Here is a 14,706-nt window from a genome sequence, read left to right on the forward strand (position 1 = left end):
GGCTGATGGTCCCCGTCACCGACTCGTGGACGGCTCGTCACGGTTTTCGGGACACAAAGGTGCCAAAGGCCGAGTCTAACGGGGCGGGGGTGTGCGGATGCGCCCGTGGTTCGTCAGGCGAGATACGCCGGCGCCCCCACGGGCAGGGTGAATCGGAACCGGGCGCCCCCCTCGGGGGCGCGTCCGACCGTGATGGTGCCGCCGTGCGCCTCGACGATGCCCTTGACGATGTACAGTCCCAGGCCCGTCCCGCCGCGTTTGCTGCCCCGCCAGAAGCGGGTGAAGACGCGGTTCATGGACTCCTCCGGGATGCCGGGCCCCTCGTCGCTCACGGTGACCGAGGTGGCCGCGTGTTCGACGCCGTCCCGGTCGCGCGGGGACACCGTGGGCGTGACGTCGATCCTGACAGTTCCCTCGCCGTGGCGCACCGCGTTTTCCAGCAGGTTGCCGAGCACCTGGTCGATCTTGTCCGGGTCGGCCCACAGGTCGGGCAGCGGGTGCTGGACCCGCAGCAGGAACCGGTCGGTCGGCTGCCCGGCGGCGACGTGCGCCTGGATGTGCCGTGCGACGGCGGCGCCGATGTCGACGGGCTGGCGCCGCACCTCCAGGCGCCCGGAGTCGATGCGCGATATGTCGAGCAGCTCGGCGATGAGCCGGGTGACCCGGTCCGCGTCGGCGTCGACGGTCTCCAGCATCAGCCGCTTCTGGTCGTCGGTGAACCGGTCCCACTTGGCGAGCAGGGTGGCGGTGAAGCCCTTGACGGAGGTGAGCGGGGAGCGCAGTTCGTGGGCGACGGTGGCGATCAGCTCGGCGTGGCTGCGCTCGGTGCGGCGCCGGGCCTCGGTGTCGCGCAGGGTGACGACGACGCGGTGGACCGGTCCGGTGGGCCGGGTGCGGACGTAGCGCGCCGAGACGAGGACCTCGCGTCCGCCGGGCAGCAGCAGGTTGCGCTCGGGCTGGCCCACCCGGATGGCGAGGCCGCCGTAGGGGTCGGTGAGCCGCCACCAGCGGCGGCCCTCCAGGTCCTCTAACGGCAGGGCCGTCTCCAGCGGCTGCCCGAGGGCCCGTTCGGCGGGGACGGCCGTGATGCGGACGGCCGCCGCGTTGAAGCAGATCACCCGCCCGTGCTCGTCGGCGACGACGAGCCCGTCGGGCAGCTGGTCGGGGTCGATGCCGAGCTCGGCGTGGTCACCGGGCCGAGGCGCGGGCGGGCGTGCCGTCCGCCGTGTTCCCGGTGCGCTGCTCGTGCCGACGCTCATCCCCGTATCCCGCCTCTCGGACCTTCCTCGGGGCGCCCCGTGCCCGGGCCCGGCCGAGAGCTTGGGGGGGTCCCCGAGCTGGTCACCCTACTAGGGCCCGCCTGGCGATTTCCCGTTGTCCGCCCGAAGGGCGGGCCCCGCGGCGCCGTGGGCCCCGCTCGGGCGGAGCCGGGAGCGAGGGGGAGCCACCGGGGCGGCCCCGCGACGCGGCCGGGTCCCCCCGCGCGGAGGACCCGGAGGAAGCGCGCGCCGGACGCGGCGGGGCGTGCGGGCGACCGTCAGGCGGGCCCCGGCCCGCCGGTGACCGGGCGGCACCCTCCGGCAGCGCGCTGCGCACGCGCCGACGCGTAGAGGCATACGGCGGCGGCGGTCGCCAGGTTCAGGCTCTCCGCCTTTCCGTGGATCGGGACGCGCACCACGGCGTCGGCGAGCGCGCGGGTCTCCTCCGGGAGCCCCCAGGCCTCGTTGCCGAACACCCACGCGGTCGGCCCGCCCATGGTGCCCTTGTCCAGCTCGTCGTCGAGGTCCTGGTCACCGGCGCCGTCGGCGGCGAGCACCCGCACGCCCGCGTCCCGCAGTCCGGCCACGGCCCGTTCGACGGGGACGCCGACCGCGACGGGCAGGTGGAACAGGGAGCCGACGGAGGCGCGGACGGCCTTGGGGTTGTACAGGTCGACGGAGGCGTCGGTGAGCACCACGGCCTCGGCTCCGGCCGCGTCGGCGCAGCGCAGCACGGTGCCGGCGTTCCCGGGGTCGCGCACGTGGGCGAGGACGGCGACGAGCCGGGGCCGGGCGGCGAGGATCTGTTCGAAGGGGGTGTCCAGGAACCGGCAGACCCCGACGAGCCCCTGCGGGGTGACGGTGGTGGAGACGTCGGCGACGACCTGCTCGGAGGCGAGGTGGACACGGGCTCCGGCGTCCCGGGCCCCGCCGATGATGTCGGCGTACCGCTCGGCGGCCTCGGGCGTGGCGAACAGCTCGACGAGTGTGGGGGCGGGCCCCTCCCGGTGCGCGACGGCCTCCCGCACGGCCTGCGGCCCCTCGGCGAGGAACAGCCGCTCCTTCCCCCGGAAGTTCCGCTTGGCCAGCCTCCGCGCGGCCAGGATCCGGGGGGAGCGGGAGGAGATCAGCTCGGGGCCGACGGGGGGCATCTTCTTCTTCACCTTCAGGAGATCGCAAACGCGCAGCACGTTCCGAGCAACGGGACAGCAGCTCCCCGGGGGCGCGGGGCTGTTTCGGCACGCGGCTCCGCCGCGTGGGCGCGGCGGAGCCGCGGCCGGCCGACCGACCGCAGCGAAGGACCCGCAAGCATGCGAGCCTGCGGGTCCCTCGGTTGCCTCGGCCTAACGCCGATGCGGCGTCACGCGGCCTTGGGCGCGTTCACGTCCGCCGGCAGCGCCTTCTGCGCGACCTCGACGAGCGCGGCGAAGGCGGTGGCGTCGTTGACGGCCAGCTCGGCGAGGATCTTGCGGTCGACCTCGACGTTCGCGGCCTTCAGGCCCTGGATGAAGCGGTTGTACGTGATGCCGTTGGCGCGGGCGGCGGCGTTGATGCGCTGGATCCACAGCTGACGGAAGTCGCCCTTGCGCTTCTTGCGGTCGTTGTAGTTGTAGACCAGCGAGTGGGTGACCTGCTCCTTGGCCTTGCGGTACAGGCGCGAACGCTGACCGCGGTAGCCGGAGGCCTGCTCGAGGATCGCCCGGCGCTTCTTGTGGGCGTTGACTGCCCGCTTGACGCGTGCCACTTCTTAACTCCTTGTAGCGGGGCCGCGGTGGTGCTCACACGGCCCGAAATCGATTGGGTCCCGGTCTGACGTACGGACGGCGCTCGCGCGCCGGGGCGTCACTTGCCGAGAAGCTTCTTGATCTTCGCGGCGTCGCCCGGGGCCATCTCGGCGTTGCCGGTGAGGCGACGCGTCACACGGGACGACTTGTGCTCGAGCAGGTGGCGCTTGCCGGCACGCTCGCGGAGCACCTTGCCGGAGCCGGTGATCTTGAAGCGCTTGCTGGCACCGCTGTGCGACTTGTTCTTCGGCATAGCGCCGTTCTCTCCTCGTCGGTGGCGCTCCGGTGCCCGGTCGTGAAACCGGGCACGGTGGAGCGTCGTTCTTGTTTCGGTTGCTTCCTGGGGCTCGCGCCCCGGGGAGTCACGCCTCGGCAGGCTCCTCGGCCGCCTGGGCGGCCTCGGTGTCCGCGGCGTTCTGCGAGCGGCCGGGGTTGGCCTTCGCCTCCGCCTTGCGGGCCTCCTGTGCCTGGCGAGCCTCGGCCATCGCCTCGGTCTTCTTCTTGTGCGGACCGAGGACCATGATCATGTTGCGGCCGTCCTGCTTCGGGTTCGACTCGACGAACCCGAGGTCCTGGACGTCCTCCGCGAGCCGCTGCAGCAGCCGGTAGCCCAGCTCGGGCCGGGACTGCTCGCGACCGCGGAACATGATCGTGATCTTGACCTTGTCGCCCTGCTTGAGGAACCGGACGACGTGACCCTTCTTGGTGTCGTAGTCGTGCGGGTCGATCTTCGGCCGGAGCTTCATCTCCTTGATGACCGTGTGCGCCTGGTTCTTGCGCGCCTCACGGGCCTTCATGGCCGACTCGTACTTGAACTTCCCGTAGTCCATGAGCTTGCACACGGGCGGACGGGCGTTCGCCGCGACCTCGACCAGGTCCAGGTCGTACTCCTGCGCAAGCTCCAGTGCCTTCGCGAGCGGCACGATGCCGACCTGCTCGCCACTGGGACCGACAAGTCGCACCTCGGGAACGCGAATCCGGTCGTTGATGCGGGGCTCGGCGCTGATGGATCCTCCTCGGTAGCACCACGCGACGGTCTGGCGGACAGCCGCGTAACGTCTGTGTTCGTTAGACCTAACCGCGCCGAAGCACGAAAAATGCCCCGGACGATCACAGGCGGGGCTCCTCGAACTACCGGAGCACCGCCGCGAGGACCGCGGGGCGCGCTTTCGGGCGGACCGCCGTCGCGAGGAGGGCGCCGCCTGACCGGTGACCCGCCGCCCTGAGGGCGGCCAGGTGGGAGTTCGAAAGCCTCCACTTGTGGGCCGGGCTCGCGAGCCGTGAGGCATACGGGTCCGACCGGTCGTTGTACAAGGTTAGCAGCTCCCCGAGGGGGGGCGCTAACCGCGCGTCCCGCGCCCCGTGCCGGCCTCCTGCCGTCAGGGGGACGCGCGCCCTACGCCTATCGTGTGGGGCATGAGTGACACCTCCGCCCCGGACACCCCCGAGAACCCCGGCAGCCCCGACTTCGACACCATGGCCCGCGACATCGCCGAGGTCCCGGCGGTCGAGGTGATCGTGACGGTCGCCGTCAACCTGATGAGTGCCGCCGCCGTGAAGCTCGGTCTGACCGAGGAGGGCGAGACGCACAAGGACCTGGACGAGGCCCGCAAGCTGGTGCACGCGCTGGCCGGTCTGCTGGACGCGAGCGCGACCGAGATCAGCTCGTTCCACGCGGCCCCGCTGCGGGACGGCCTGAAGTCGCTGCAGCTGGCCTTCCGCGAGGCCTCGCTGGTCCCGGACGAGCCGGGCCAGGGCCCGGGCGAGAAGTACACGGGTCCCCTCTACGCCTGACCCGGGGACCGGTCCCAGGTGACCCGGGGGGCCGGTCTCAGGCGCGCACGTACAGGGGCTCGCCCGGAGGCGTCGCCCCGGCCGGCAGGACCGCCAGGTCGAGGCCGCGCACCAGGCGGGCCCTCAGCGTCTCGTCGGCGGCCAGCCGCCGCGCCACGGCACGGACGGCGTCGGCGGCGGGCACGGCGGGGTCGAGGACCACGGCGAGGGTGCCGTCCGCCCGGCCCGGCCCCAGGTGGGCGCGCAGGACCGCGGGCTCCCCGGCGACGACCGCGCGCACGGCCCCGACGACCGCCGGGTCGGCGAGCGGGTCGGTGGTGGTACGGCCCTCGGCGAGCGCGAGCAGCGCGGGACCGGTCAGTTCGAAGGGCACCGGCCCCGCCATGTCCAGGACCACCGTGTCCGCCTTCTCGTGCGCGGCGGCCTGCAGCGCCTGGTGCAGGGGCACGGCGACGGGACGGGCCGCCGGGTCCCAGCGGGCGAGCGAGTCGGTGGAGGTGAAGGCCGGCAGCGCGGTGCGGGTGCCCGCCTTGAGGGTGGGGACGGCCATCTCGCTGGTCTTCTCGCGGCGCAGCCCGTTCTCGTCCTCCTCGACCTCGCCGAGGATCGCCACCACCGGGACGAGCAGCCGGGCGCCCTTGAGCGCCTCGAGGACGGGGCCGACGGCCTCGCGGTCCTCGGCCCAGGCGGCGAGCGCCGCGCTCAGCCGGGGGTCGGCGGAGCCGTCGTCGTCGCGGTAGGCGGGGTCGGGGATGTTCTTGTTCGCCACGGTCACCGACCCTATCGGCCGCCCGTGCCCCGCCCGGACGGGGGCGTCCCCCTCACCGGTCGCCCGCGGGGGCCCAGGCCCGCGGGTCCTCGCCGTGCGCGCGGCGCCCGCGCCACAGGACCACCGCGGCGACCAGCAGGACGCCGCCGGCGCCGCCCGCGAGGGGGGCCGCCCAGGCGGCGGTGCCGTCGTCGGGGGCGCCGGTGTCCGGGCCGGGGCCGAAGTACTCCTCGCCGTAGGACGCCGGCTCCAGGGCCTCGGGTTCCGTGCGGGCCGCGGCCTCGAGGGCGGCGGCCGGGTCGACGAAGCCGAAGCCTCGGGAGTCGTCCCGGCCGTCGGCGGGGGCGTTGCGGGCGGTGTCCTCCAGGAGCCGCTTGATCTGGGCCGGGGTCAGGTCCGGGTGGGCCGACCTGACCAGGGCGACGGCGCCGGAGACGAACGCGGCGGCGGCGCTGGTGCCCCAGCCCTCGTAGTACTTGCGGTCGGGGTCGGCGATGATCACGTCCACCCCGGGGGCGCTGACCGTGGCGTACCAGCGGCGGGTGGAGAACGGGGCGCGGGTGCCGTAGCGGTCCACGGCGGTGGCGGTGATGACGCCCGGGTAGGCGGCCGGGTAGGAGACGCGGTCGCCCTTCTCGCCGCCGTTGCCGGCGGAGGCCACGACGACCACGCCCTTGTCCAGGGCGTACTGGATGGCCTCGTCCTCGCCGCGTTCGGCGTGCGCGGAGGCGGAGTCGTCGCCGAGGGAGAGGTTGATGACGTCGGCCCCGTGGTCGGCGGCCCAGCGGATGCCCTCGGCGAGGGCGTTGCCGCGGGTGCTGCGGGCCTTGGCGCGGGCGGGGTCGCCGTCCTCGAGGATGACGCGGACGGGGAGGATCCTGGCCTCGGGCGCGACGCCCATGACGCCCTCGGTGTTCCCGGGGCCGTGTCCGTGGCCGGCGATGATCCCGGCCATGGCGGTGCCGTGGCGGGCCCAGGCGCGGTCGCCGGGCCCGGCGCCGAAGCCGACCAGGTCCTTGCCGGCGAGGACGTTGCCTTCGAGGTCGGGATGGTCGGCCTCGACGCCGGTGTCCAGGACGGCGACGGTGACGCCCTCGCCCCTCGTGGTCCGCCAGGCCTCCTCGGTGTGCAGGGCCTCCAGGCCCCACTGCCGGGCGCGGATGCCGTCGGCGTGCGCGGCGGTGGCGGGCAGGAGGGCGAGGGAGGCGGCGAGCAGGACGCCGAGGGCCGCGGCGGGGCCCCGGCCGGCGGCCGGCCTCACGACGGACCCTCCGTGGCGGTGCCGGCGTGCCCCCGCACGCCGCGCTCGACCCGGTCGGCCAGTCCCCGCGCCTCGTGGCCGAGGCCGGCCTGCGCGGGGGCGGTGGTGGCGTCGGACTCCATGGCCTCCTCGGCGGGCTGCGGGGCGTCGACGGTGCGGCCGTCGGCCCAGCCGGAGACGGCGTAGACGACGACGGGGGCGTCCGTGAGGACGGAGATCGTCCAGGAGGCCCGCTGCCGGGCGCCGAACGCGGCGGCGGCCGTGCCCTTCGCGGCGTACGGCAGGGGCACCAGGTCGGTCCGGCGGTCCAGGCGCTCGGTGTCGAAACGGCGGGCGAGGGAGGCCATGCCGGCGGCGTCGGCCTTGGTGAACAGCAGGCCGACGGTGGTGACGTGGCTCTGCGTGGCGTCGGTGTAGGTGGCGCGCAGCAGACGTGCGCAGCCGACGGGGGCCAGGACCTTGCGCAGCAGGGGGTCGAAGGCCTCCTCGCAGCCGCCGTCGGGGGCTACCGCGATCCGGGTCCAGGTCCGGTCGGCGCCGCCGGGGCCCGCGCCCCCGCCCCGCACGGTGGGCGGGAAGAGCCGGTCGACCGGGACGTTGTGCCACAGGGCCCCGGCGGCGGCGAAGCCGCCGCGGTCCCCGGACCCGCCGGAGTCCCCGACGAGCCAGCTCCCGGTGGTGGCGCCGCCGATCAGGCCCGCTCCCAGCACGAGGCAGACGGCGGCGGCGACCGCCTGGGACCGGCCGCGCCGTCCGAGCGGACGCGGCCGCGCGTCCGCGTCGTACCCTTCCGGCTCCCCGAACGACACGGTCGGCCGCCCGGTCCCGTGGTGCGCGCCGCCCGGGGCCGCGGGGGCGCTCCACGAGAGGGCGGGGTCGGGGGCGCCGGCGCCCGGCCGGGGCGCGCCGGGCGCCGGCGCGGAGGACGGGTGCGGGCGGTCCGCGGGGACCGGGCGCAGGCGGGTGGTCTCCTCCGACGGGGTCTTCGGGGGTGTGTCCGTGCGGTCCCCGGCGGGGCGGTGACCGGGCTGTCGCGGCACGGCGGTGGCGCCGCCCGGGCGGGAGGCGTCCGCGGACCGGGTCTCCCGGCCGACGGTGGGCGGCGCGTCCGGGAAGCGGGCGGAGGCACGCGGGGGCGGTGGTGCCGCGGAGTGCCGGCCGGCGGCCCGGGCCGGCCCCCGCACGTCGAACGCGCCGGTCCCGCCCGTGGTCCGGCCCGCCGGCTCGCCGCCGTCCGGCGGGTCGCCCCAGGGGGCGCCCGCGACCGGGCCCTGCGCGGGGGGCGTGCGGGAGGGGTCCTGCGGGACGGGGTGCCGTCGGCGGTCCGGACCGGCCGTGCCGTCCTGCGCCGTCCTCGGCGGATGCGCCGGGCGGGGGGGTGCGGCCGGGGGCGGGGGCGTGGCCGGGCGGGGAGGCGTGGCCGGGCGCGGGGGCGCGGACGGAGGGGGCGTGGGACGCGGGAGGGGGGAGGCGCGCCGCGCTTCCGTGCTCATGCACCCCCCGTTTCCTCGTGTCCGGGCCGTTCCTCACGTGCGGGCCGGTGTGCTCCTGCCAGGGGCCCGGCACGGGCGCGTCCCGGGCATGGATACCCGCACCGGCGGCGCGTCATCCCGGTCCGGGCCTCCGGCCGGCGCCGCTCCGCCGTGCGTGCGTGCGCGTCACTCTACGGTGTGCCCCCGCCCGGACGGGAACCGGTCCGCGGGGCCGCGGCATCTGCCCGGAACATCCCCTACCCTGCGGTGATCCCGTCTGGCAGGCTGCGCCCATGACTGCGCGCGCCTCGGACCGGGCCCGTTACGACCGGGCCACCGCCCACCTCGACGCCCCCCTGGCGATCGTGGACCTGGAGGCCTTCGACGCCAACGCGGACGACCTGGTCCGCCGGGCCGCGGGCAAGCCGGTCCGGGTGGCCAGCAAGTCCGTGCGCTGCCGGGCGCTGCTCGAACGGGCCCTGGCCCGGGAGGGGTTCGCGGGGGTCATGTCGTTCACGCTCGCCGAGTCCCTGTGGCTGGCCCGTTCCGGCTTCGGCGACGTGCTGCTCGCCTACCCCTCCGCCGACCGCGCCCGGTACGCCGAGCTCGCGTCCGACCCCGCGCTCGCCGCCGCCGTCACGGTCGTGGTCGACGATCCGGCCCAGCTGGACCTCATCGACGCCGCGCGGGCCGGCGGCAGCGAAGTCGTGCGGGTCTGCCTGGAGTTGGACACCTCCCTGAAACTGCTGGGCGGGCGGGTGCGGGTCGGCGCCCGGCGCTCCCCGCTGCACTCCCCCGCGCAACTCGCCGACGCGGCGCGCGCGGTGGCCCGGCGGCCCGGGTTCAGGGTCGTGGGGGTCATGGCGTACGAGGGTCATGTCGCCGGTGTCGGCGACGCGGTGGCCGGCCGGCCGCTGCGGTCCCGGGCGGTACGGCTGATGCAGGCCGCGGCCCGGCGGGAGCTGGCCGAGCGGCGCGCGGCGGCCGTGCGCGCGGTGCGGGCCGTCGTGCCGGACCTGGAGTTCGTCAACGGCGGCGGCACGGGCAGCGTGCAGCACACCGTCGCGGAGGACGCGGTCACGGAGGTCGCCGCCGGGTCGGGGCTGTACGTGCCGCGGCTGTTCGACCACTACACGTCGTTCACGGGGCGTCCGGCGGCCCTCTTCGCCCAGCCCGTCGTGCGGCGGCCGGGCGTGGGGGCGGTGACGGTGCTCGGCGGGGGGTACCCGGCGTCCGGCGCGCCCGGCGCCGACCGGCTGCCGGTGCCGTACCTGCCCGAGGGGCTGCGCTACGACCCCCGGGAGGGGGCCGGCGAGGTGCAGACGCCGTTGCTGGGGCCGCCCGCCGACGACCTGCTGATCGGCGACCGGGTGTGGTTCCGGCACGCCAAGGCGGGGGAACTGTGCGAGCGGTTCGACGTGCTGCACCTCGTCGAGGGCGACGCCGTGACGGCGACGGTGCCGACCTACCGCGGCGAGGGGCACGCGTTCCTGTGAGCGTTCAGCCCGCCGGGCCGATGCTGCTGCCGACGCCGCCCGGACCGGCGCCGTCGAGGGGGCGGATGCCCCGGGTGATGCGGTCCATGTCGGCCGGCGGGGGCCCGTCCTCGCCCGCGTCGAAGACGTACCGGACGAGGACGGGCGACTCGGTGCCGGTACTGGACGGGAAGACCATCGACTGCACGTAGCCGCCGGGGCCCTCGGCGGTCGTCACGCGCCAGCGCACGAGGTACCCGGCGCGCCCCGCCACCGCGACCGGCCCGGACTTGACGACCCGGTGGGACTTCAGGCCCCCGTAGGGGCGGCGGCCGAGGGCGTCCTCGTGGAAGGCGGCGTCGGCCGCCTCCGGGATGTCCTCCTCGGCGAGCCGCTCGGGCGAGGTCTCGTCGGATCCGGTCACCGTGCGGGAGAGGACGAGGCCGCGGCGGCAGACGGTGCCCTCGCCGGGGCAGTCGTAGGTGCCGTCGGTGGTCATGACGGCGTCGTCCTCGGCGACGTGCTCCGGCCGGACCCAGCCGTCGAGGAGCGGGAAGGCGATGCCGTTGAGCTGGTCCTCGACCACGGCCGGGTCGTCGGCCGCGGGCCCCGAGGGGGCGGCGGACGGCGAGGGGGGCGGGGTCCGCGGTGCGGGGGCGGAGGTGGCCGCGGTGGGGCCGGTCCCCGCCCGCGGACCGCCGTCGTCCCCGCCGAGGAACACCGCCGCGGTGACGACCACGGCGACGAGCACGGCTCCGGCGGTGGTGAGCGCCACCGCCCTGGCGCGGCCGGTGGCGCCGGCGGGGTCCGGGGGCCCCGGCACCGGTCCGGCGCTCCCGGGGGCCCGCCGGTGCCCGGTCCAGGCCGTGCCGTCCCACCAGCGTTCCAGGTGCGGGGCGTGCGGGTCGCGGTACCAGCCGGGCGGAGGCGTCATGCTCATTCCGGCACTGTAGGGCGAGGCGCACAGCGGTGTGGGGTGCGCCCCCGGGATTCCGCCGTCCACCGGGAAGCCGGTGGCGTGGACGAAGGAGGAGCCGTCGCCGGCCAGGAAGGCGACGGCGGTGGTCTCCTCGGCCGCGGCGAACCGGCCGAGCGGGACGTGGACCGGGCGGCGGGCCGCGCGCTCGGGGTCCCGGGCGAGCAGCTCCCGCAGCAGCGGGGTGCTGACCGGCCCGGGGCACCGCGGAGGCCGATGCCGCTGTCCGCTGCGGCCCGTCGCGCGCCGGGCAGTACGCTCTCCCCCGTCGGTCGCGCCGGCGCCGGCCCGCGCGGTCCCGGCGGCGGCCGAGGCGGAGCCGGCCGGGGGCCGGCGTCCTCCCGGGACCGACACGGACGAAAGGCGCGCGACATGGCGGTCCGGCCACTGATCGGCATCAGCACCTACGCGGAGTCCGGCGTGCGCTGGGGCGGGTGGCGGCTGGACGCCGCGCTGCTGCCCGCCGGCTACCCGCGGCTGGTGCAGCGGGCGGGCGGACTGGCCGTGATGCTCCCGCCGGACGCGCCGGAGCACGCCGCGGCGGCGGTGGCGCGGCTCGACGGCCTGGTGATCGCGGGCGGCCCGGACGTGGAACCCGTCCGCTACGGCGCCGACCCCGACCCGCGCACCGGGCCGCCCGCGCGGGCGCGCGACGCCTGGGAACTCGCGCTGATCGGGGCGGCCCTGGAGGCCGGCCTCCCGCTGCTGGGGATCTGCCGGGGCATGCACCTGCTGAACGTCGCCCTCGGCGGCACGCTCGTCCAGCACGTCGACGGCCACGCCGGGCCGCCGGGCGCCTTCGGCCGTCACCCGGTCGGGCCGGTGCCCGGCACGCGCTACGCCGGGCTCGTCCCGGAGGAGACCTCCGTGCCGGCCTTCCACCACCAGGCGGTGGACCGCCTGGGCGAGGGCCTGGTCCCGGCGGCCCACGCGGAGGACGGAACGGTGGAGGCGGTCGAGCTCCCGGCGGCCCCCTGGGTCCTGGGCGTCCAGTGGCACCCGGAGATGGACGACGACGTGCGGGTGGTGCGGGCCCTGGTCGAGGCCGCCTCGGCCGGCCGGGGCGCGGCGCGGGGGTAGCGCCGTCCCCGCCGTGGCCGGCCGGGGCGGCGAGGGCGCCCCCTCACCCCCGGGTCAGCGACAGCAGGTCCCGGGCCGGGCCGGTGGGGCGGTGGCCCGTCGGCCACACCGCCCGCAGGTCCCGGGCTAGCGCGATGCCGCTCACGGGGACGCGGACCAGGCGGCGCATCGCCAGCTCCTCCCCCACGGCCAGCTCGCTGAGGACCGCCGGGCCGGCGCCGCTCACCGCCGCCGCCTTCACCGCGGTCGTGGAGGACAGCTCGATCAGCGGGCGGGCCGGGCCGCCCAGGGCGGCGTCCAGGACCTGGCGGGTGCCGGAGCCCGTCTCCCGCAGGATCAGCGGGGTGGCCGCCAGTTCCTCCGCGGCGAGCGGGCGCCCGCGGCGGGCCCAGACGTGGGACGGCGCCGTCACGACGATCAGCCGGTCGTGGGCGATCACCGCGGAGTCCAGACCGGCCGGCGCGGTGAGCCCCTCCACGAACCCCAGGTCCGCCTCGCCCGCCAGCAGCCGCCGCGCCACCGCCGCCGAGTTCCCGGCGAGCAGCGACACCGCCGTGTCCGGCCGCTCGGTGCGCAGCGCGATCAGCCAGCCCGGCAGCAGGTACTCGGCGATCGTCATGCTCGCCGCCACCCGCAGCCGGGAGTCCCTGCGGTCCCGCAGGGCCTGCGCCCCCGCGTCGAAGGCCTCCGCCGCCTCCACGATCCGCCGCGCCCAGTCGGTGACCAGTGCTCCCGCGTCGGTCAGCCGCGAGCCCCGCGGCGAGCGGTCCACCAGCGCCACCCCGAGCTGCCGCTCCATCGACCGGATCCGGCTGCTCGCCGCGGGCTGGGTGATGCCCACCTCCCGCGCGGCCCCGCCCAGGCTCCCCCGGCGCGCCACCGCCAGCAGCAGCTCCAGCGCTCCGAGGTCCGGCACCCGGTGGGCCAGGGACCCGGTGGCCGGCGGCCGGTCGTCGGCGTGATCGTCCGTCCTGCTCATCGGGCCAGCTTATGCCGCCGTGGAGGGGCGCCCCCCGGTCACCGCCCTCCCCGGCCCGGCCCTGCGGCCGCGGGCCCCGCGAGTGCGCCGGCCGGCCGCGCGGCGGTGTGCGACCGCGCGGGGCCCGGTCAGCGGCGCGCCGCGCGCAGGGCCCGGCCCAGCACCGCCGGCGCCTCGGCCAGCGACGGCCCGTACCAGGTGAGGTGGCGGCCGCTGACCAGGGCGCAGGGCAGCCCGGGGAACGCCTCCGGCCCGTCGTGCGCGGTGAAGCGGTACGGCTCGTCGGGGAGCACGACGAGGTCCGGGTCCGCCGCCCGCAGCGCGTCGAGCGGGATCCGCGGATAGCGCTCCGGATGGGTCGCGTACAGGTGCCCGACGCCGAGCCGGGACAGCAGGTCGCCGGCGAAGGTGTCCCGGCCCAGCACCATCCAGGGCCGCCGCCAGACGGGCACCACCGCCGTCCGGCGGTCCGGCGGCGCGGGCAGGGCGTCCCAGGCGGCTTCGGCCTCGTCCAGCCACCGGGGCCGCGAGGGCACCCCGCACGCCGTGAGCACCCCGGCCAGCTCCCGGAAGGCCTGCGGCAGCGTCCGCACCTCCGTCACCAGCACCTCGAGGCCCGCCGCGCGCAGGGCCGCGAGGTCGGGCCCGCGGTTCTCCTCCTCGTTGGCGAGCACCAGGTCGGGGGCGAGGGCGACGATCCGGTCCACCTCCGGGTTCTTCGTGCCGCCGACGCGCACGACGTCCAGTTCCGCGGGGTGCGTGCACCAGTCGGTGGCCCCGGCCAACAGGCCGGGGGCGGAGAGCGCCACTGCCTCCGTCAGCGACGGGACGAGGGAGACGACCCGGACGCCGCTCACCGGCGCGGTCCGTCCCGCACCGCCTCGATGTGCTCGGCCACGGCGACGACGACGAGCCGCGTCTCCGGGACCGTGGCACGCCAGCGGTGCCGGACGCCTCCGGTGAGGTACAGGGTGTCGCCGCGGCCGAGGCGGTAGGCGCGCCCTTCCGCCTCGATCTCCACCGCTCCGTCCGCCACGTACATCAACTGGTCGTTGCGGAACTGGAGTTCGCGGCCCGCGTCGTGATCGCCGGTGAACTCGGAGGCGTGCATCTGGTGGTGGCCGCGCACCAGGGAGCGCACCCGCGGCCCCGGCCCCGGTGCCCCTCCGGGTCCCTCGGCGCGGACGACGTCGACGCTGCACGCCGGGTCGGCCGCGGCGAGGAGCTCCACGGCGGTGGTGCGCAGGGCGTCGGCGACCTTCTCCAGGGAGTTCTGGCTGGGTCGCGCCCGCTCGTTCTCGATCTGGCTCAGGAACGGCACGGACAGGCCGCTGCGCTCGGCCACGACGGCGAGGGTGAGGTCGAGCGCGCGGCGTCGCCGCCGCACCGCCGCGCCCACCCGCAGGGGCTGTTCTTTGTGATCGCCCATCGCTCCGGCTCCCTCCTTCGCCCGTCGTCCCGTGCCCGGCGCCCCGGTGTTCCCGGCGCGTGTCCCCGTGGGGTTGTCTGCACCCTACGCATGTTCGGCACACCGTTTCAGGCGCCCGTCACGTCGCCGTCGCACAGGACCGGGTCCGACCCCGCACTTCGCGCCGGCCACCGGGCGGTCCGTTCTGTTCCCCCGCACGCGGTACGGGGCGTTCCCGCCATTGTTCCCCGAGGTCCGCCCGAGGTCGCGGGGAAGCCCGGGGAAGGCGTAGCGGTGTGTGGTTGTCCGGATCCCCCCCCTGCGGCGGTGACCGGTTCCCGGCGCCGGAGACGGCGCCGGGGGGGGGGGGGGGGGGGGGGGGGGGGGGGGGGGGGGGGGGGGGGGGGGGGGGGGGGGGGGGGGGGGGGGGGGGGGGGGGGGGGGGGGGG

The 14,706-nt window shown here is 76.8% G+C and carries 15 protein-coding genes; 3 read left to right on the top strand and 12 right to left on the bottom strand.

Annotated elements, in window-relative coordinates:
• Positions 1-113: 113 nt before the first annotated feature.
• The 5 genes from ACZ56B_RS24225 to infC all read right to left on the bottom strand — a co-directional run bounded on the left by ACZ56B_RS24225 (position 114) and on the right by infC (position 4,050).
• On the bottom strand, positions 114-1,259 hold the full coding sequence (locus ACZ56B_RS24225) for a sensor histidine kinase (RefSeq protein WP_468794268.1): 1,146 nt from the start codon (positions 1,257-1,259) through the stop codon (positions 114-116).
• A 278-nt stretch (positions 1,260-1,537) separates the two neighbouring features.
• Positions 1,538-2,410 (bottom strand): TrmH family RNA methyltransferase, encoded by an 873-nt coding sequence (locus tag ACZ56B_RS24230; RefSeq protein ID WP_468794301.1) that lies wholly within the window; start codon positions 2,408-2,410, stop codon positions 1,538-1,540.
• Between the two features lie 209 nt (positions 2,411-2,619).
• On the bottom strand, positions 2,620-3,003 hold the full coding sequence (gene rplT / locus ACZ56B_RS24235) for a 50S ribosomal protein L20 (RefSeq protein WP_004933571.1): 384 nt from the start codon (positions 3,001-3,003) through the stop codon (positions 2,620-2,622).
• A 98-nt stretch (positions 3,004-3,101) separates the two neighbouring features.
• Positions 3,102-3,296, bottom strand: a complete 195-nt coding sequence (gene rpmI, locus ACZ56B_RS24240) for a 50S ribosomal protein L35 (protein WP_003977225.1) — start codon at positions 3,294-3,296, stop codon at positions 3,102-3,104.
• A gap of 109 nt (positions 3,297-3,405) precedes the next feature.
• A complete protein-coding gene (infC, locus tag ACZ56B_RS24245) occupies positions 3,406-4,050 on the bottom strand; it encodes a translation initiation factor IF-3 (protein ID WP_468794304.1) in 645 nt (214 codons plus the stop codon).
• A gap of 409 nt (positions 4,051-4,459) precedes the next feature.
• On the opposite strand from infC, the gene ACZ56B_RS24250 reads away from it, so the two are divergent.
• The gene (locus tag ACZ56B_RS24250) at positions 4,460-4,837 is read left to right on the top strand and encodes a DUF1844 domain-containing protein (RefSeq protein WP_468794271.1); all 378 of its coding nucleotides are present in this window, start codon (positions 4,460-4,462) and stop codon (positions 4,835-4,837) included.
• 37 nt (positions 4,838-4,874) lie between these two features.
• Here ACZ56B_RS24250 and ACZ56B_RS24255 read toward each other — a convergent pair whose 3' ends face one another.
• Genes ACZ56B_RS24255 through ACZ56B_RS24265 form a run of 3 tightly spaced genes read right to left on the bottom strand, consistent with a single transcriptional unit; the run spans position 4,875 to position 7,676 of the window.
• Positions 4,875-5,606 carry an SseB family protein gene (locus ACZ56B_RS24255; protein ID WP_468794274.1) on the bottom strand — a complete coding sequence of 244 codons (732 nt, stop codon included), beginning with the start codon at positions 5,604-5,606 and terminating at the stop codon, positions 4,875-4,877.
• Positions 5,607-5,658: 52 nt separating this feature from the next.
• Positions 5,659-6,867 carry a type VII secretion-associated serine protease mycosin gene (mycP, locus tag ACZ56B_RS24260; RefSeq protein ID WP_468794277.1) on the bottom strand — a complete coding sequence of 403 codons (1,209 nt, stop codon included), beginning with the start codon at positions 6,865-6,867 and terminating at the stop codon, positions 5,659-5,661.
• A complete protein-coding gene (locus tag ACZ56B_RS24265) occupies positions 6,864-7,676 on the bottom strand; it encodes a hypothetical protein (RefSeq protein WP_468794280.1) in 813 nt (270 codons plus the stop codon). Before ACZ56B_RS24265 ends, mycP begins: the two co-directional genes overlap by 4 nt.
• Before the next feature lie 956 nt (positions 7,677-8,632).
• On the opposite strand from ACZ56B_RS24265, the gene ACZ56B_RS24270 reads away from it, so the two are divergent.
• Positions 8,633-9,835, top strand: coding sequence for an amino acid deaminase/aldolase (locus tag ACZ56B_RS24270; protein WP_468794283.1), 1,203 nt, complete (start codon positions 8,633-8,635; stop codon positions 9,833-9,835).
• A gap of 4 nt (positions 9,836-9,839) precedes the next feature.
• On the opposite strand, the gene ACZ56B_RS24275 is transcribed toward ACZ56B_RS24270, so the two are convergent.
• Positions 9,840-10,748 carry a DUF2510 domain-containing protein gene (locus tag ACZ56B_RS24275; protein WP_468794307.1) on the bottom strand — a complete coding sequence of 303 codons (909 nt, stop codon included), beginning with the start codon at positions 10,746-10,748 and terminating at the stop codon, positions 9,840-9,842.
• A 414-nt stretch (positions 10,749-11,162) separates the two neighbouring features.
• On the opposite strand from ACZ56B_RS24275, the gene ACZ56B_RS24280 reads away from it, so the two are divergent.
• Positions 11,163-11,870: a gamma-glutamyl-gamma-aminobutyrate hydrolase family protein gene (locus ACZ56B_RS24280; RefSeq protein WP_468794286.1), complete on the top strand. Its 708-nt coding sequence runs from the start codon at positions 11,163-11,165 to the stop codon at positions 11,868-11,870.
• 43 nt (positions 11,871-11,913) lie between these two features.
• On the opposite strand, the gene ACZ56B_RS24285 is transcribed toward ACZ56B_RS24280, so the two are convergent.
• From ACZ56B_RS24285 to ACZ56B_RS24295, 3 genes are all read right to left on the bottom strand, one after another.
• The gene (locus ACZ56B_RS24285; RefSeq protein WP_468794289.1) at positions 11,914-12,849 is read right to left on the bottom strand and encodes a LysR family transcriptional regulator; all 936 of its coding nucleotides are present in this window, start codon (positions 12,847-12,849) and stop codon (positions 11,914-11,916) included.
• A gap of 128 nt (positions 12,850-12,977) precedes the next feature.
• Positions 12,978-13,706: a helical backbone metal receptor gene (locus tag ACZ56B_RS24290; protein WP_468794292.1), complete on the bottom strand. Its 729-nt coding sequence runs from the start codon at positions 13,704-13,706 to the stop codon at positions 12,978-12,980.
• Complete coding sequence (locus ACZ56B_RS24295) at positions 13,703-14,278, bottom strand: helix-turn-helix domain-containing protein (protein WP_468794295.1); 576 nt, start codon at positions 14,276-14,278, stop codon at positions 13,703-13,705. The genes ACZ56B_RS24290 and ACZ56B_RS24295 overlap by 4 nt, the downstream gene beginning before the upstream one ends.
• Positions 14,279-14,706 lie beyond the last annotated feature (428 nt).

This window comes from Streptomyces sp. NPDC034670, assembly GCF_055574875.1.